The 16,422-nt window shown below is 67.7% G+C and carries 13 protein-coding genes; 2 read left to right on the top strand and 11 right to left on the bottom strand.

All coding sequences use genetic code 11. From position 1 onward, the window contains the following. Nucleotides 1-103 precede the first annotated feature (103 nt). From IE100_RS08325 to IE100_RS08280, 10 genes are all read right to left on the bottom strand, one after another. Nucleotides 104-952: an SPFH domain-containing protein gene (locus IE100_RS08325; protein WP_189373639.1), complete on the bottom strand. Its 849-nt coding sequence runs from the start codon at nt 950-952 to the stop codon at nt 104-106. Between the two features lie 104 nt (nt 953-1,056). After that, complete coding sequence (locus IE100_RS08320) at nt 1,057-2,169, bottom strand: 2-methylaconitate cis-trans isomerase PrpF family protein (protein WP_229800292.1); 1,113 nt, start codon at nt 2,167-2,169, stop codon at nt 1,057-1,059. Beyond that, entirely contained in the window at nt 2,166-3,401 is a 1,236-nt protein-coding gene (locus IE100_RS08315) for a multifunctional CCA addition/repair protein (protein ID WP_189373638.1), read from the bottom strand. The genes IE100_RS08320 and IE100_RS08315 overlap by 4 nt, the downstream gene beginning before the upstream one ends. Beyond that, entirely contained in the window at nt 3,398-4,348 is a 951-nt protein-coding gene (locus IE100_RS08310; RefSeq protein ID WP_189373637.1) for a complex I NDUFA9 subunit family protein, read from the bottom strand. Before IE100_RS08310 ends, IE100_RS08315 begins: the two co-directional genes overlap by 4 nt. A 24-nt stretch (nt 4,349-4,372) precedes the next feature. Beyond that, nucleotides 4,373-6,211 carry a lytic transglycosylase domain-containing protein gene (locus tag IE100_RS08305; protein WP_229800291.1) on the bottom strand — a complete coding sequence of 613 codons (1,839 nt, stop codon included), beginning with the start codon at nt 6,209-6,211 and terminating at the stop codon, nt 4,373-4,375. A 2-nt stretch (nt 6,212-6,213) separates the two neighbouring features. Continuing rightward, nucleotides 6,214-7,668, bottom strand: coding sequence for a TrkH family potassium uptake protein (locus IE100_RS08300; protein ID WP_189373635.1), 1,455 nt, complete (start codon nt 7,666-7,668; stop codon nt 6,214-6,216). Next, the gene (gene gloA2, locus IE100_RS08295; RefSeq protein ID WP_189373634.1) at nt 7,669-8,061 is read right to left on the bottom strand and encodes an SMU1112c/YaeR family gloxylase I-like metalloprotein; all 393 of its coding nucleotides are present in this window, start codon (nt 8,059-8,061) and stop codon (nt 7,669-7,671) included. It lies immediately after the preceding gene. Beyond that, the gene (gene trkA / locus IE100_RS08290) at nt 8,061-9,431 is read right to left on the bottom strand and encodes a Trk system potassium transporter TrkA (protein WP_189373633.1); all 1,371 of its coding nucleotides are present in this window, start codon (nt 9,429-9,431) and stop codon (nt 8,061-8,063) included. The genes gloA2 and trkA overlap by 1 nt, the downstream gene beginning before the upstream one ends. Nucleotides 9,432-9,821: 390 nt before the next feature. Continuing rightward, nucleotides 9,822-9,998: a cbb3-type cytochrome oxidase assembly protein CcoS gene (gene ccoS / locus IE100_RS08285; protein ID WP_189373696.1), complete on the bottom strand. Its 177-nt coding sequence runs from the start codon at nt 9,996-9,998 to the stop codon at nt 9,822-9,824. Then, a complete protein-coding gene (locus IE100_RS08280) occupies nt 9,998-12,421 on the bottom strand; it encodes a heavy metal translocating P-type ATPase (protein WP_189373632.1) in 2,424 nt (807 codons plus the stop codon). Before IE100_RS08280 ends, ccoS begins: the two co-directional genes overlap by 1 nt. A gap of 48 nt (nt 12,422-12,469) precedes the next feature. Here IE100_RS08280 and IE100_RS08275 point away from each other — a divergent pair, with 48 nt between their 5' ends. Further along, the gene (locus IE100_RS08275; protein ID WP_229800290.1) at nt 12,470-13,462 is read left to right on the top strand and encodes an NAD(P)H-quinone oxidoreductase; all 993 of its coding nucleotides are present in this window, start codon (nt 12,470-12,472) and stop codon (nt 13,460-13,462) included. Nucleotides 13,463-13,565: 103 nt separating this feature from the next. On the opposite strand, the gene IE100_RS08270 is transcribed toward IE100_RS08275, so the two are convergent. After that, the gene (locus IE100_RS08270) at nt 13,566-14,429 is read right to left on the bottom strand and encodes a hypothetical protein (RefSeq protein ID WP_189373631.1); all 864 of its coding nucleotides are present in this window, start codon (nt 14,427-14,429) and stop codon (nt 13,566-13,568) included. A 116-nt stretch (nt 14,430-14,545) separates the two neighbouring features. Here IE100_RS08270 and typA point away from each other — a divergent pair, with 116 nt between their 5' ends. Then, nucleotides 14,546-16,363, top strand: a complete 1,818-nt coding sequence (typA, locus tag IE100_RS08265) for a translational GTPase TypA (RefSeq protein WP_189373630.1) — start codon at nt 14,546-14,548, stop codon at nt 16,361-16,363. Nucleotides 16,364-16,422: the final 59 nt, after the last annotated feature.

Below are 16,422 nucleotides of genomic sequence, written 5' to 3'. Positions count from 1 at the left end.
CAACGTCAATAAGCTTGCCGCATCGTGGCGGCGGCCGGAAGGCGAAACAAGGTTGGCCGCAAGCTTGCGGCCAACCTTGTGCTGTGCGGCGGGCGGGGCTGGCTCAATCCAGCGGAATCTGCAGCCCGGCCTGGCTGGCGGGTGCGCGCAGGTCCATCAGCACCAGCTTGCCCTTCTCGCTGGCGTATTTCACGGTGTCGAGGCGGTTGGTTTCCAGCAGCAGGTACATGATGTCGTTCTCGCTGATGCCGCTGCCCTTGGCCTGGGCGATGGCCTCGGTCAGGCTGGCGGCCAGCACCGTGCGGGCGCGGGCGAGGCCCTCGGCGCGCAGCTGCTGCGATTCGGCCTCGGCGCGGGCTTCGCCGACGATCAGGATGCGCTTGGCCTCCGCCTCCTGCACCGCCGCCTCGCGCTTGCGCTCGGAGGCGATCACGCTGTTGAACGCGTGCTGCACCTCTTCCGACACCGTCGGCTGGTCGATCAGCACGCTGACGATCTCGTAGCCGTAGGTGCCCATGCGCTCGGCGAGGCTGGCCTGCATCTGCTGCGCCAGCTCGTCGCGGTCCTCGTACATGTTCATCAGCGTCATCGCCGCGGTGGACGAGCGCAGGGTATTGAGCACCCAGGTCTTGACCTGCTCCTGCGGCGACGCCAGCTGGTAGAAGGCATCGGCGGCGCGTTCCGGAATCACCCGCACCATGATCGCCACCGGCAGGGTGACGAACATGTTGTCGCGGGTCTTGACCTCGACCTGCGCCGACAGCTCCTGCACGCGCAGGTCCATCAGGCAGGCGATGCGCTGCACGCCGGGGATGATCCAGTTCAGGCCCGGGGTGAGCACGCGCGCGAACTTGCCGAAGGTCTCGACGATGGCCAGCGTCTGCTGGTCGATGACGCGCAGGCCGGCGATGACGATGAGGGTGACGAGGCCGAACAGGATAAGGATGGCCATGGTGGCTCCTGGTGCAGGTGGAAAGCCGCAGTATGCCAGCATGCGATGACAAAGAGCTAACGGGCACTATTGCGGCCAACCTTGGCCAAGGTTGGCCGCAACGCTCAGTGCTGGCTCGGCAGGAACAGGCTGCCCTGCAGCAGCGGCCGCGCGGTGCGCGTCATCACCACCTCGTCGATGTGCCAGCCTGCCGGCGAGGGCGACAGCCGCGCCTCCAGCTGCTGCTGGCCGCTGGCGTGGGCAAAGCGCAGCGCCTCGCCGCGCACCACGCCGCCGCAGGCTTCGGCCACCAGCGTGCCGTCGATCGCGGCGGCAGCCGCCAGCGCGATGGCGCCGGTGCCGGTGTAGGCGTGGTGCAGCCGCCCCATGGACAGGATGCGCGCGGTCAGCGCCGCGCCGGGTTCCGTGGCGGGCGACACAAAGCTCACCTTGGGCGTCGCCGGGCGTTCGCGGCTGGCGGTGTCGATGTCGGTGCAGAGGCCCATCGCCACCGCGCCGGCGGCACGAGCCCACTCCAGCCGCCGGTTGACCGCGGCATCGGCGATGTCGCCGCGCTCGTCACCGGCGAGGCCGACATCGGCGGCGCGTACGAACACGGTCGGGTTGCCGGCGTCGATCAGCGTGGCGGCGAGGGTGCTGCCGTCCGGCAGGTTCAGCGTGTCGCAGACGCGGCCGGTGGGAAACAGCCGGCCGCTGGCGCCGCCGGCGGGGTCGAGGAAGCGCAGCGTCAGCGGCGCGCCGGGGAAGGCGACGCCGTCGATGCGGTAGTCGCCTTCCCACACCGGCCGGCCGTCGCGCATGGCCAGTTCGGCGATGATGGTCTTGCCGATATTGGCCTGCCAGATGCGCACGCTGACGGCGCCGTCGCGCGGCGCGTGCGCCACCATGCCCTGCAGTAGCGCGAACAGTGGCACCGCGGCGCTGAGGTTGCCGCAGTTGCCGGACCAGTCGATCAGCGGCGCGGCGATCGACACGTGGCCGAACAGGTAGTCGATGTCGTGGTCGTCACGCTGCGACGGCCGCAGCAGCACCACCTTGCTGGTGGTGGAGATGCCGGTGCCGAGGCCGTCGATCTGCTTGCCGTAGGGGTCGGGGCTGCCCAGCACGCGCAGCAGCAGCGCATCGCGCGCCGCGCCGGCCGGCGGCAGGTCGTCGTGGCGGAAAAACAGGCCCTTGCTGGTGCCGCCGCGCAGCAGCGTGACATCGAGCGCGCTCACGACTGGCTTTCGGCGGGGAACAGCTGGCGGCGGCAGGCGGCGATGGCGGCGACGCGGGCGCGGTCTACCGCCTGCGGGATGTCGCGCTTGTCGGCGCAGTCGCGGGCGACGGCGCCGGCGTCGACCGACTGCGCCGCGGCCAGCAGCTGGCGCAGCCACCCGGCCTGCGGGTAGTCGCAGCGCTCGAAGTGCAGCCGGCCGCGGGCGTCGGCGACGCACACCTCCAGCAGCTGCAGGAAGCGTTCCGGCCGCCGCAACGCGTCGCAGTCGCGCAGCAGGCGCAGCACGGTGTCGGCGCGCAGTTCGGCGGCGCGGTGGATCTTGGTGTGGTAGAGCGTGGCCAGGCGCGCCAGATCGCGGCAGTCGGCCGGCACCCGCAGCCGCTCGCACAGCGCCAGCAGCGGCGCCTCGCCGCGCGCCTCGTGGCCGAGGTGGCGCGGCAGGATGTCGGCCGGGGTGCGCGCCTTGCCCAGGTCGTGCATCAGCGCGGCAAAGCGCACGCTCAAGGGTTGGCCGCAGGCGGCGGTGTAGTCCAGCACCCGCATCACGTGGTCACCGGTGTCGATTTCCGGGTGGTAGTCGGCGCGTTGCGGCACGCCGAACAGCGCGTCCAGCTCCGGCAGCAGCCGCGCCAGCGCGCCGCAGTTGCGCAGCACGGTGAACATGCGCGACGGTTTGGCCGTCATCAGGCCCTTGGCCAGCTCCTGCCATACCCGTTCCGCCACCAGCGCGTCGGCCTCGCCGGCGGCCACCATGTCACGCATCAGCTGCATGGTCTCCTCGGCGACGGCGAAGTCGAAACGCGCGGCAAAGCGCGCCAGGCGCAGGATGCGCACCGGGTCTTCGGCGAAGGCCGGGCTGACGTGGCGCAGCAGCCGCGCCTGCAGGTCGGCCTGGCCGCCGTAGGGGTCGGTCAGCTGGCCGTGTTCGTCCTCGGCGATGGCGTTGATGGTGAGGTCGCGGCGGATCAGGTCTTCCTCCAGCGTCACCTCGGGCGAGGTGTGGAACACGAAGCCGTGGTAGCCGCGCCCGCTCTTGCGCTCGGTGCGCGCCAGCGCGTACTCCTCCTGCGTTTGCGGGTGCAGGAAGACCGGGAAGTCCTTGCCCACCGGGCGGAAACCGCGCGCCTGCATCATCTCCGGCGTGGCGCCGACCACCACCCAGTCGCGGTCAGCCACCGGCAGCCCCAGCAGGCGGTCGCGCACGGCGCCGCCGACGATGTAGCACTTCATCGGCGGGCCGCCTGCGCGCGGTAACGGTCGAGCTGGCGGTTGAACTCGCGCTCGCCCAGATAAAGCGGCGCCACCGCCTCCAGTGCCGCCGGGCTGAAGCCGAGCAGGGCCGGGAACGGCTGCTGGCTGACGTTATCGACCCGCAGCGAGCGCACGTTGTCGCGGCTCAGCGGCGGCGTGCCCGGCAGCAGTTCCATCAGCGTCGCCTGCAGCATGGCGAGGCCCTCCGGCAGCGCGATCAGCGTGCGCGGATGGCCGGCAAGGTTGGCCGCATAGGCCACCAGCTGGCGCAGGGTGTAGGTGTTGGGGCCGGTCAGCTCCAGCGTCTGGCCGATGCTGGTGTCCTGCTCCAGGCACACGCGCACCGCGCGGGCGACGTCTTCCACCCACACCGGCGCGAAGCGGGTGTCGGCGCCGGCCAGCGGGATGAAGGGCGCGACGGCGGCCAGGTGGGCAAACAGGGTCAGGAAGCTGTCGCCGGCGCCGAAAATCACCGACGGGCGCAGGATGGTGACGTCCAGGCCGCTATCGCGCAGCAGGCGCTCGGCCTTGCCCTTGGTCTGCTGGTAGTCGCTGGGGGCGGTCTCGCCGGCGCCCAGCGCGCTGATGTGGACGACGCGGCGGATGCCCAGCTTCTGGCAGGCGGCGATGATCTTGCCAACCAGCTGCACGTGCGCCTTCTCGAAGTCGCTGCGCGAGCCGTGCAGGATGCCGACCATGCTGACCACCGCGTCGTGGCCGGTGAGGAATTGCTCCAGCTGTGCGGCGTCGTGGACGTTGGTCTCGATCAGGTCCGCGCCCGGCAGGTGCAGCAGCAGGCCCTTGTGCCGCTCGCGGCGGCGGGTGGCGATGCTCAGCTGCGCACCGTAGCGGGTCAGCTCTTCGGCCACGTAGCTGCCGACAAAGCCGGTGCCGCCGATCACGGCGATTCTGTTGAATTGGTGCATGTTCTTGTCCTTTCGGAGCCTTGGTCAGCGTGCCGGGATGGTGCCCAGCCGCGATTTCAGCGTGTTGCCGGGCTGGCGGAACGCGCCGGCGTAATAGACCGCATTGGCCATCACCTTCTGAACATAGTCGCGGGTCTCGCTAAACGGAATGGTTTCCGCGTAAATGGCGCCTTCCAGCGGCATCGCCGCCTGCCAGCCGCGGGCGCGGCCTGGGCCGGCGTTGTAGGCGGCGGTGGCCAGTACCGGGTGGCTGGACAGGTTGTCCAGCACGTGACGCAGGTACCAGGTGCCGAGGCGGATGTTGGTGTCCACGTCGTTGACCTGGTAGCTGCCCATGCCCATCTTGCCGGCCACCCATTTCGCGGTCGACGGCATCAGCTGCATCAGGCCGCTGGCGCCGACGCCGGAGCGGGCGACGTTGAGGAAGCGGCTCTCCTGGCGGATCAGACCGTAGACCCAGGCCTCGTCGATTTCCAGCTGGCTGGCGTAGCGGCGGGTGGTGTCGCGGTACGGGGTCAGGAAGCGCAGGCTGAAGTCGTGGGTGCGCACGGTGCGCTCGGCGGCGTAGATCGCCATGTCGTAGAGGTGGCGATCCAGCGCGATCTCGGCGGCGGCCAGCAGTTGCTCGTCGTTGCGGCCGCGCAGCGCCCAGCGCCATACGCGGCGGCCGTCTTCACGCCACTCCGGCTTGTTGCTGCGCAGCGACAGCTCGAACAGCGCCAGCGCGTGCTGGATGTCGGGGTCGGCCAGCAGCTGGCGCTGCAGGGCCGGCGGGGTCGGGCTGCGGCTGAGCGGCGCTTCCAGCGTGGTACCCAGTTCTTCCTTGGCTAGCAGGCCGTAGTAGTTGTGCTCGAAGCTGATCCTGATCAACAGCGGCGTGGCCTCGTTGCCGCGGCCCAGCGCCTGCAGGCTGCGCGCGCGCCAGTACTGCCAGGCGCCCTTGGCGGCCAGCGTTTCCGGCAGGCGGCGGCTCAGCTGCTCCAGCCGCGCCCAGTCCTGCTGGCGCAGTGCGGCGCGCAGCCACCATTCCCATTGCTCTTCGGTCAGCTGTTGCGGGTCGGCGCGCTCGAAGGCGTCCAGCGCCTGCGGCATGTTCAGCCGCTGCGCGCTGCGCAGCGCCAGCTGGCCATACAGGAAGCCGCTCTGCGCCTTGCTGAACATCGCCTCGCTGGCGGCGGCCCGCTCCAGCGCCGCCACCGGGTTGTTCTTGCCGAGAGTCAGCAGCTGCTGCACCTGCTGTTCGGCACCGCCGGGGGTGAAGAAGCGCTCGCCAAGGTTGGCCGCAGCCGCCAGTCGCCGCGCCACGGTCAGATAGTTGCCGGCCAGGAGCAGGCGCATGCGCGCCTCGGTCTGCGCCGGGGCCAGGATGCCGCGGGCGGCCTGTTCTTCCAGCAGCCGCGCGCAGCCGTCGGACAGGCGCACGTTCTGCCACAGGTCCGGCGCGCTGGCCACGGTCTGGCGGCGGTTGAGGGTGGCGACGTCCAGCCAGCAGCCGCTGTCGGCGTCGCGCGCCTCGCTGGCCAGTGCCGGCGCCACGCGCAGGATGCCGTCCCAGTCGCCGCGCTTGCCCAGCGACTGTACCCAGTCGTTGAGCAGCCGCTCGCGCAGGAAGGCGTTGCCGCCGTTGCTGATGAAGGCGCGGCTCGGGTTGTCGTCGCCGTTGTCGAGCGCCAGTCGCGCCTGCCAGTAGCCGGGCCACGCGGCGAGCGGGTCGCGATCGCCGCTGCCGTCGCCGAGGCTGGCCAGCTGGGCGCTGTCGTTGTTGCGGAAGGCTTCGCGTGCGGCCAGTAGCGTGCTGTCGCTGACGGCGTGGGCAAAGCAGGGTAGCAGGGCGAAAGCCAGCAGGGTCAGGGGGTGTCGCATGGTCATTTTCGCCAGAAGGTTGGGGTAAACAGGATCAGGATGGTGAAGATCTCCAGACGGCCCAGCAACATGGCAAAGCTGCAGACCCAGGTCTGAAAATCACTTAGACCGGAATAATTGCTGGCAGGTCCCACCTGTCCCAGGCCGGGGCCGGCGTTGTTGATACAGGCCACGATGGCGGTGAAGGACGAGATGAAATCCAGGCCGCTGGCAATCAGGGTAAAGGTCAGCAGCACCACGCTGATGAAGTACACGAAGATGAAGCCGAGCACGGAAAAGGCGACGCTGTCGGGAATGGTCCGTCCGCCCAGCATCAGCGGCAGCACCGCGCGCGGGTGCAGCAGGGTACTCATCTCGCGATAGCCCTGCCGGGTCAGGATCAGGGTGCGGATCATCTTGATGCCGCCGCCGGTGGAACCGGAGCTGGCGGTCAGGCAGGACAGGAACAGCATCCACAGCGGCACCAGGATCGGCCACTGCGCGTAGTCGGTGCTGGCAAAGCCGGAATCGGTGGCGATGGAAATCAGGTTGAAGGAAACATGGCGCAGCGCGGCCGGCAGGCTGTAGATGCCCAGCCACCACAGCCACAGGCTGAGCACCAGGATGCTGCCGGCCAGCAGGGCGACGATATGGCGGGCCTCGGTATCGTGCAGATAGCTCTTCAGGCTGCGGCTACGCCAGGCCAGGAAGTGGGTGGCAAAGTTCAGCGCCGCCAGCACCATGAAGCCGGACAGGATGACCTCGATCGCCACCGAGTTGAAATAGCCGACGCTGGCATCATGGGTGGAGAAGCCGCCCAGCGACAAGGCCGCAAACGCATGGCAGACGGCGTCCAGCCCGTTCATGCCGGCCAGCCACAGGCTCAGTGCGCAGGCGGCGGTCAGCCCGGCGTACACGTACCACAGGTTGGCCGCAGTCTGGGCGATGCGCGGCGCCAGCTTGCTGTCCTTCATCGGGCCGGGTGTTTCCGCCTTGTACAGCTGCATGCCGCCGATGCCCAGCATCGGCAGGATGGCCACCGCCAGCACGATGATACCCATGCCGCCGACCCAGTTCAGGAAGTGGCGCCAGAAATTGATGGCCGGCGGCAGCCGGTCCAGGCCGGGAATCAGCGTGGCGCCGGTGGTGGTCAGCCCGGACATGGCCTCGAAAAAGGCATTGGTGAAGCTCATGCCCGGGATGTAGAGCAGCAGCGGCACGGCGGACATGGTGGCAAAGGTCAGCCACAGCAGGGTGACCAGGGTGAAGCCGTCGCGTGGCTTCAGCTCGCGCTCGAAGCGACGGGTGAGCAGCCACAGCACGCTGCCGAAGGCGCCGCCGGCCAGTGCCGAGTAGGCAAAGTCGATGGCGGTGCCGTCGTCATACAGCCAGGACACCGCACAGGGGATGGCGAACAGCAGCGAGTACAACAGCATCAGCTTGGACAGCACGTGCAGGATGGGCAGCAGCTTGCTCATTTAGTCCACCTGCTCGTAAAGCTCAATCGGCAAGCCGTCCGGATCGGCCAGAAAGGTAAAGCGCTGGCCGGTGTATTCGTCCACCCGCACCGCTTCGCACTCGACGCCGGCCGCCTGCAGGCGGGCGATTTCCTCGTCCAGGTTGTCCACGCGCAGGGCCAGGTGGCGCAGGCCGCAGGCCTCCGGCCGGCTTGGCCGCGGCGGCGGGGCGGGAAAGCTGAACAGCTCGATCTGGCTGCCGTCGGGCAGCGCCAGGTTGAGCTTCCACGACTCGCGCGCCTGGCGGTAGTGCTCGGACAGCACGGCAAAGCCCAGCGTGGCGGTATAGAAGGCACGGGCGCGCGGGTAGTCCGCGGTGATGATGGCAAGGTGGTGGATGCCGCGAATGGCCATCAGAAGAACCCCAGTTTCACTTGCGTGAGTTTTTCGATCTGCCGCACCTTGTGGCGGCCGTGCACAAAGAAGATCACGTGGTCTTCCGCCTGCAGTTGCAGGTCGTGATGCGCCATCAGCACCTGCTGGCCGCGGATGACCGCGCTGATGCTGCAACCGTCCGGCAAATCGATGGCGTCCAGCCGGCAGCCAACCAAGCTGGAGGTTTTTTCGTCGCCGTGGATGACCACCTCCATCACTTCCGCCGCGCCGCGGCGTACCGGTTGTGCGGCCACCACGTCGCCGCGGCGCAGGTGGGCGAGGATGGAGCCGATGGTGGACAGGTAGGGCGAAATCACGATGTCGATGCGATTGCCTTCCAGCAGGTCGACATAGCTGGAGCGGTTCACCAGCGCGATTACCCGTCGCGCGCCCATGCGCTTGGCCAGCAGCGTGGACATCAGGTTGTCCTCGTCGTCGTTGGTCAGCGCGCAGAACACGTCCATCTCGTCGATGTTTTCGCTTTCCAGCAGACCCTCGTCGGTGGCTTCACCGTGCAGCACCAGGGCCTTGGGCAGGTTTTCCGCCAGCCAGCGTGCGCGCTGGCTGCCGTGCTCGATCAGCTTGACCTCGTACTTGGCGGACAGCATGCGGGCCAGCCGGTAGCCGATATTGCCGCCGCCGGCGATCATCACCCGGCGCACCGGCTTCTCGCTGGCGCGCAGTTCGTTGAGCATGGCGGCCACGTCCGGGCGGGCGGCGATGAAGAACACCTCGTCGTCCGCCTCGATCACGGTGTCGCCGTCGGGGCGCACCAGCTTGTCCTTGCGGTAGATGGCGCAGATGCGGCAATCGGCTTCCGGCATGTCCTCGCGCAGCTGGCGCAGCGGCTTGCCCAGCAGCTTGCCGCCGGCCACCGCGCGCGCCACCACCAGCTGCACCTTGCCGCCGGCAAAGTCCAGCACCTGCAGCGCGCGCGGATAGGCCAGCACGCGCAGCAGGTTGTCGGTGACGATCTGCTCCGGGCAGATGGCGTGCTCGACGCCAAACTGCCGCATCACCGGCGTGTCGCCGTCCACGTAGTCGGCGGCGCGCAGGCGGGCGATGCGGGTGGGCACGTTGTAGCGTTGCTCCGCCAGTGCGCAGGCCACCAGATTGGTTTCGTCGTTGCGGGTCAGCGCCAGCAGCATTTCGGCTTCGCCGATGCCGGCTTCTTGCAGGATGGCGGGCTGGGCGGCGTTGCCCTGCACGGTGCGAATGTCCAGCTTGTCCTGCAGCAGCTTCAGCAGGGCGCTGTCCTGGTCGACGATGGTGACGTCGTTGCCTTCGCTGACCAGATTCTCCGCCACGCTGGCGCCAACTTGTCCTCCTCCCAGAATCAGGATTCTCATCTGTGTCGTGTCCTAAGTTGGCCGCGATCGCGGCGGCGCTGTGTTGGTGGGGATCGCGGGTGACGCCATTGGCATCATCGCGCCGGGCCGGCCATTTTAGCGGCTGCCCGCCGCCTTGTGACGCGGCAGGGTGATTGAAAAACATAATCACCAGTTTGGCGACAATTAATTGGCCGGCTGATGCGCCGCTGCGGACAATGGCGGCCAGCCGATGGTCGCCGTGACACGGTGGCGGTCGGGCTGTGGCCGTGCCGGCTGCGTGCCCTGCAGCGGTTCGGTTTTCGAGGGGGAGCTTGCTCCCCCGTTTTTTTGCCACGCCGCGTGGCGGCATGACGGAAAAGCGCGACGCCACGCCGAAGTCTCGACGTGGCGTCAGGGGTGGGGCGGTGCTCAGCGTGCGGCGGGCGGGGTGCCGTCGTCGCTGGTGTCGTCGTCGTCCATCAGGATGCGGTGCGCCGGGCCTTCCAGATCGTCGAACTGGCCGGAGCGGGTCGACCACCAGAACAGCACGCCGATGAAAAACACCAGCACGATGCTCATCGGTATCAGCAAATAAAGGCTTTCCATCATTTATCTCGTTTGATCAGACGCAGGGCGTTGCCCACCACCAGCAAGGAGCTGAGCGCCATGCCGAGGCTGGCCAGCCACGGCGTGACCCAGCCGGCGATGGCCAGCGGCAGCGCCAGCAGATTATACAGCGCCGCCCACCACAGGTTCTGGCGGATGATGTGCATGGTGCGCTGCGCCAGCGCCAGCGTCGCCGGCAGGCGGCCCAACTCGTCGTGGATCAGGATCAGGTCGCCGCTGGCGCGGGCGACGTCGGTGCCGCCGCCCATCGCCAGCGATACGTCGGCGCGCGCCAGCACCGGCGCGTCGTTGACGCCGTCGCCTATCATCAGCACGCGGCGGCCCTGTTGCTGCAGCCGGCTGACGTAGGCCAGCTTGTCTTCCGGCGTGGCCGCGGCGCGCGCGTGATCCAGGTCAAGGTTGGCCGCAAGGTGTTCGACCGCAGGCGCGGCGTCGCCGGACAGCAGGTGCAGGGTCAGGCCGCGGCGCTGCAGCTGCTGCACCACGGCGGCGGCCTCGGCGCGCGGCTGGTCGCCGATGGCGAACAGGGCGACGATCTCGTCGTCGTGGCCCAGCGCGATGCAGGTCGCCGCCGCCGGCCAGTTATCCGGTGTGGCTGGCGCGCGGCTACTGACGAACTCCGGCCGCCCCAGGCGCCAGACGGTGTCCTGCAGGCGGGCGCTGATGCCCTGGCCGGGAGTGTTGACCACGTCGCCCAGCGCCGGCAGCGGTGCCGCGTTAGCGGCCAGCAGCGCCCGCGCGATCGGGTGTTCGGAGCCGGACTCCATCGCCGCCGCCAGCGCCAGCGCCGCGCCCTCGTCGAGCGTGCCGAAGGTCCGGGTGTGCAGCAGCTGCATGCGGCCGTGGGTGAGGGTGCCGGTCTTGTCGAACACCACGTCGCTGATCTTGCTCAGCGTCTCCAGCGCATGGCCGCGGGCGGTGAGCACGCCCAGCTGCGCCAGGTGGCCGGTGGCGGCGGTGAGTGCCGCCGGTGTCGCCAGCGACAGCGCGCAGGGGCAGGAGATCACAAGTACCGCGACGGTGATCCACAGCGCGCGCGCCGGCTCAAACCAGTACCAGCCGGCGAAGGTGGCCAGCGCCACCAGCAGCAGCGCGGCGACAAACACGCTGGCGAAGCGGTCGGCGAGCAGCGCCAGGCGCGGTTTTTCCGCCAGCGCCTGGTCTAGTAGCCGCACGATGCCGGCCAGGCGGGTGCCCTGGCCGATGCGGTTGACCTCGATCACCAGCGGGCTGGCGCTGTTGACGCTGCCGGCGACCACTTCCTCGCCGCTGCGGCGTGCGACCGGCAGGCTCTCGCCGCTGAGCAGCGATTCGTCGATGCTGGACTGGCCGTCGCGGATGATGCCGTCGGCGGGAATGGTTTCGCCGGGCTTGACCAGTAGCAGGTCACCCAGCGCAAGGTTGGCCGCAGCCACCTCGCTGCTGTCGCGCGAGGCCGGCCAGTTGCTCAGGCGGTGGGCGAAGGCCGGCAGCAGTTTGACCAGCCGTTCGGTGGCCTCGCCGGTCTTGCGTCGCGCCATGCCTTCCAGGTAGCGCCCGCCCAGCAGCAGGAACACGAACATCGACACCGAGTCGAAGTAGATACCGTGTTCGATGCGGTTGATCAGTGCCCAGAAGCTGGCGAAGAAGGCGGTGAGGATGCCGATGGTGACCGGGGTGTCCATGCCGGCGCGGCGTGTCTTCAGGTCGCGCCAGGTGGCGCGGTAGAACGGAATGGCGGAGTAGATCACCACCGGCACGGTCAGCACGAAGCTGGCCCAGTGCAGCAGCCATAGGTATTGCGCCTCGATCTCGCCGTCCGGCGCCATGTACACCGGCACCGCGTACATCATCACCTGCATCATCGACAGCCCGGCGACCCATAGCCGGTTCAGCGCCTGCTTGCGTTCCTTCTGGTGCAGTGCTTCCTGGCGCGAGGCGTCGTAGGGGTGGGCGCGGTAGCCGATGGCGGCGATGGCCTCCAGGATGGCGGACAGCTGCAGCCGGTCGTTGTCCCAGCGCACGCGGGCGCGGTGGGTGGCGTAGTTGATGTCCACCGTCAGCACGCCGGGCAGGCGGCGCAGTTGCTGCTCGTTGAGCCAGACGCAGGCGGCGCAGGTAATGCCCTCCAGCATCAGCGCCGCTTCGCGGACCTGTTCGCTTTCGAGGTGGACGAAGCTTTTCTGCAGTTCGTCGTTATCGTACAGCTGCATCTGTTGCAGCAGCTCGGCCGGCAGCGCCTCGGCCTGGCGGCCGCCTTCGGTGCGGTGCTGGTAGTAGTCGTCCAGTCCGGCGTCGATGATGGTCTGCGCCACGGCCTGGCAGCCGGCGCAGCAGGTTTGCTGGTGGAGTTGGCGGTAACGGACGGGGTAGTCGGCATCGGCGGGAACGGGAAGCCCGCAGTGGAAACAGGGTGCGCTCATGGCGTGCTATTGTAATGCAAGTGCACATGCTTAGCTTGCGGAGGGTCAATGATGTCTATGCAGGCCGTGATTCAACAGGCCCCGGGCGGGGTGGAGACGCTGGAACTGGCGTTGATCGAGAAACCGCAGCCGCAGCCGGGCCAGCTGCGGGTCAGGGTGTTGGCCGCCGGGGTGAACCGCGCGGATCTGGTGCAGCGCGAGGGACACTACCCACCGCCGCCGGGTGCGTCGCCGCTGCTGGGGCTGGAGGTGGCCGGCATCGTCGATGAGGTGAACGGCCCGTCGCGCTTCCAGCAGGGCGATGCCGTGTTCGGGCTGGTGGCGGGCGGCGGCTATGCCGAGTACGCACTGCTGGACAGCGCGGTGGCGATCCCGAAGCCGGACTGGCTGAGCTGGGTCGAGGCCGCCAGCCTGCCGGAGGCGTGGATGACGGCGTGGCTGAACCTGGTCGAACTGGCCGAGCTGCAGGAGGGCGAACGGGCGCTGATCCACGCCGGCGCCAGCGGGGTCGGCGCGGCGGCGATCCAGCTGGCCGGCCTGCTCGGCGCCGAGGTGGTGGCCAGCGCCGGCAGCGAGGAGAAGCGCTGCTACTGCCAGTCGCTGGGTGCGACGCTGACCATCGACAGCCGGCAGCCGGGCTTTGCGGCCAACCTTAAAGCCGCCGGCGGCGTCGACGTGATCCTCGACCCGGTGGGCGCCGCGCTGTTTGCCGACAATCTGGCCAGTCTGCGTGCCGACGGCCGCCTGCTGCTGATCGGGGTGATGGGCGGCAGCAAGGGCGAGATCAATCTGGCGCAGCTGCTGATGAAGCGCCTGCGGGTGCAGGGCTCGACCCTGCGCACCCAGCCGCTGGCGCGGCGCGCGCAGCTGGCGCAGGCGCTGGAAACGCAGGTACTGCCGGCGCTGCAGTCCGGCCGTGCGCGGGTGACGCTGGACAGCAGCTATCCGCTGGTGGCGGTGGCCGAGGCACACCGGTATCTGGCCGACAACCGCAATCTCGGCAAGGTGGTGCTGACGCTGTTCCCTGTCACGGCGGCGTAATCTGGCGCCGCTATGATGCAGTGCATCAGCAAACGGTGTTCACTTTCTGCTGAATGGATAGGGGTAGGGGCAATCTTTGGACGGATTGCCCCGTTTTTTTTGCTCAGTCCTGCGCCGGCGCCAGCGCCTCGATCAGCGCCACTTCCTGGGTGTAGCTCAGCTGTTGCAGCTGGCGCAGCAGCGCGGCGCCATCGACGCCGTGCTTGCGGTCCAGCTCGTCCTGCAGCAGCCGGTTTTCCACCGCCAGCCACAGGCCGCGGCAGGATTCGGCGGATTCGAAGGTCACGCCGCGCAACACCTCGGCGATCAGCATCAGCTCCTCGTCGCTGAACTGGCGCGACAGCAGCGCCTGTTCGCGGCGGACGATCTCGGCGTAGCGCTCGCACATCTGCTGGATGCGCGCGTCCAGCGGCGGCTCGGCCGCGTGCTGCTCCAGCGCTTCGGCGTTGAACCAGGCGGCGGCGTCGAGGGTGACGGCTTCGGCGGCTTCCTGCCAGCTGTCGCGCAGTGCGGCGGCGAAGCGGGCGTCGTCGGCGAAGCTCAGCTCGGGCCAGTCCATCGCCGGCGGCTGCTCGTGTTGCAGCGGGGTGTCGTTGGCCAGCAGCTCGCCGTCCTCGTTGCAGCGAACCTCGGCGCGCCAGCTGCTGGCTTCGCCGGTGGCGAGGTTGTCGACCAGCACTTCCAGATAGGGCAGGGCCAGCGGCTGGCCCTCGTCCGCGGTGACCAGGCGGATGGCAATGTCGAACAGGACGCGTTTTTCCAGGCGCAGCAGCTGCAGGCCCTGGTCGTGGCGCAGCAGGCTGTAGTGGTCGCCGTGGTCATAGACGGCGATGTCGTGCGGGTTGCGCGCGGCGCGATGCAGCGTGGCGCCCAGTTCCGGGGCCAGCTGGTTGATGTCCAGCGTCTCGCTCGCAAAACGCTGCTGTTTGCCGGCATGAGTGTGCCAAAGCGCATTCCAGTCGTACATTGTGTTGTTCTCCTGATGAAACGCCGCCAGTGTACCGAAATAAAGCCACCCCAGGCGGTGAACTGTAACCCTGTTTGTGCTATGATTCGCGCGACTTTCTAAAACTACGTGTTCCCATGACCCGACAAATTCGTAACATCGCCATTATCGCCCACGTTGACCACGGCAAAACCACACTGGTTGACCAGCTGCTGCGTCAATCCGGTACTTTCCGTGAAAACCAGCAAGTTGACGAACGTGTAATGGACTCCAACGATCTTGAAAAAGAGCGTGGCATTACCATTCTGTCCAAAAACACCGCCGTCGAGTACGAAGGTGTGCACATCAACATCGTTGACACCCCTGGTCACGCCGACTTCGGTGGCGAAGTAGAGCGCGTTCTGGGCATGGTGGACGGCGTACTGCTGCTGGTGGATGCCGTTGAAGGCCCGATGCCGCAAACCCGTTTCGTGACCAAGAAGGCACTGGCCCTGGGCCTGCGTCCTATCGTGGTGATCAACAAGGTAGACCGTCCGGGCGCACGTCCGGACTGGGTGGTAGACCAGACTTTCGACCTGTTCGACAAGCTGGGCGCCAACGACGAACAGATGGACTTCCCGGTGATCTACGCTTCCGGCCTGAACGGCTTTGCCAAGCTGGAACTGGAAGAAGTCTCTGACAACATGCGTCCGCTGTTCGAGACCGTGCTCAAGCACGTGCCGACTCCGGCCGGCGATGCCGACGCCCCGCTGCAGTTCCAGATCTCCGCGCTGGACTACTCGACCTACACCGGTCGCATGGGCATCGGCCGCGTGCTGAACGGCCGCATCAAGCCGGGCCAGCAAGTCGTGGTCATGAACCACGAAGAGCAGGTTGCCGCCGGTCGTATCAACCAGGTGCTGGGCTACCGTGGTCTGGAGCGCGTGCCGGTTGACAGCGCCGAAGCCGGCGACATCATCATCATCTCCGGTATCGAGGACATCGGTATCGGCGTGACCATCTGCGACAAGGACCAGCCGATCGGCCTGCCGGTGCTGGGCGTGGACGAGCCGACCCTGACCATGGACTTCATGGTGAACTCCTCGCCGCTGGCCGGTACCGAAGGCAAGTTCGTGACCTCGCGCCAGATCCGCGACCGCCTGACCAAGGAATTGCTGACCAACGTGGCGCTGCGTGTCGAAGACACCGAAGACTCCGACGTGTTCCGCGTGTCCGGTCGTGGCGAACTGCACCTGACCATCCTGCTGGAAACCATGCGTCGCGAAGGCTTTGAAATCGCTGTGGCCAAGCCGCGCGTGGTGTACAAGGAGATCAACGGCGAGAAGTGCGAGCCGTACGAGAACCTGACCATCGACCTGGAAGACAACCACCAGGGTGGCGTGATGGAAGAAATCGGTCGTCGCCGCGGCGAGCTGACCAATATGGAATCCGACGGCATGGGTCGTACCCGTCTGGAATACCACATTCCGGCACGTGGCCTGATCGGCTTCCAGTCTGACTTCATGACCATGACCCGCGGCACCGGCCTGATGAGCCACGTGTTCGACGACTACGCACCGGTGAAAGCCGACATGCCGGGCCGTCACAATGGCGTGCTGATCTCGCAGGAAAACGGCGAAGCCGTGGCCTACGCACTGTGGAAGCTGGAAGACCGCGGCCGCATGTTCGTGTCCCCGGGCGACAAGCTGTATGAAGGCATGATCATCGGCATCCACAGCCGCGATAACGACCTGGTGGTAAACCCGGTCAAGGGCAAGCAGCTGACCAACGTGCGTGCCTCCGGTACCGACGAAGCCGTGCGCCTGACCACCCCGATCAAGATGACACTGGAATCGGCCGTGGAATTCATCGACGACGACGAACTGGTGGAAATCACGCCGAAGTCGATCCGTATTCGCAAGCGTTTCCTGAACGAATCCGATCGTCGCCGCATGAACAAGGCTGCCGCCAACTAATCGGCAGGCCGGAACCGGCAACGGTTCCCGGCTGCCAGCAAAACCGCCCGACAGGCCTG

The sequence above is a fragment of the Vogesella alkaliphila genome, from assembly GCF_014652475.1.
In the GTDB taxonomy this organism is placed as follows: Bacteria; Pseudomonadota; Gammaproteobacteria; order Burkholderiales; family Chromobacteriaceae; genus Vogesella; species Vogesella alkaliphila.
Note: the sequence above shows the minus strand (reverse complement) of the source record. Positions and strands in the feature narration are given on the sequence as shown.

Excerpts from the sequence above, each read along its gene's own strand:
- IE100_RS08325 (WP_189373639.1), bottom strand. The coding sequence starts at position 952 with ATGGCCATCCTTATCCTGTTCGGCCTCGTCACCCTCATCGTCATCGCC.
- IE100_RS08315 (WP_189373638.1), bottom strand. The coding sequence starts at position 3,401 with ATGAAGTGCTACATCGTCGGCGGCGCCGTGCGCGACCGCCTGCTGGGG.
- IE100_RS08310 (WP_189373637.1), bottom strand. The coding sequence starts at position 4,348 with ATGCACCAATTCAACAGAATCGCCGTGATCGGCGGCACCGGCTTTGTC.
- IE100_RS08305 (WP_229800291.1), bottom strand. The coding sequence starts at position 6,211 with ATGCGACACCCCCTGACCCTGCTGGCTTTCGCCCTGCTACCCTGCTTT.
- IE100_RS08300 (WP_189373635.1), bottom strand. The coding sequence starts at position 7,668 with ATGAGCAAGCTGCTGCCCATCCTGCACGTGCTGTCCAAGCTGATGCTG.
- gloA2 (WP_189373634.1), bottom strand. The coding sequence starts at position 8,061 with ATGGCCATTCGCGGCATCCACCACCTTGCCATCATCACCGCGGACTAC.
- trkA (WP_189373633.1), bottom strand. The coding sequence starts at position 9,431 with ATGAGAATCCTGATTCTGGGAGGAGGACAAGTTGGCGCCAGCGTGGCG.
- ccoS (WP_189373696.1), bottom strand. The coding sequence starts at position 9,998 with ATGGAAAGCCTTTATTTGCTGATACCGATGAGCATCGTGCTGGTGTTT.
- IE100_RS08280 (WP_189373632.1), bottom strand. The coding sequence starts at position 12,421 with ATGAGCGCACCCTGTTTCCACTGCGGGCTTCCCGTTCCCGCCGATGCC.
- IE100_RS08275 (WP_229800290.1), top strand. The coding sequence starts at position 12,470 with ATGATGTCTATGCAGGCCGTGATTCAACAGGCCCCGGGCGGGGTGGAG.
- IE100_RS08270 (WP_189373631.1), bottom strand. The coding sequence starts at position 14,429 with ATGTACGACTGGAATGCGCTTTGGCACACTCATGCCGGCAAACAGCAG.
- typA (WP_189373630.1), top strand. The coding sequence starts at position 14,546 with ATGACCCGACAAATTCGTAACATCGCCATTATCGCCCACGTTGACCAC.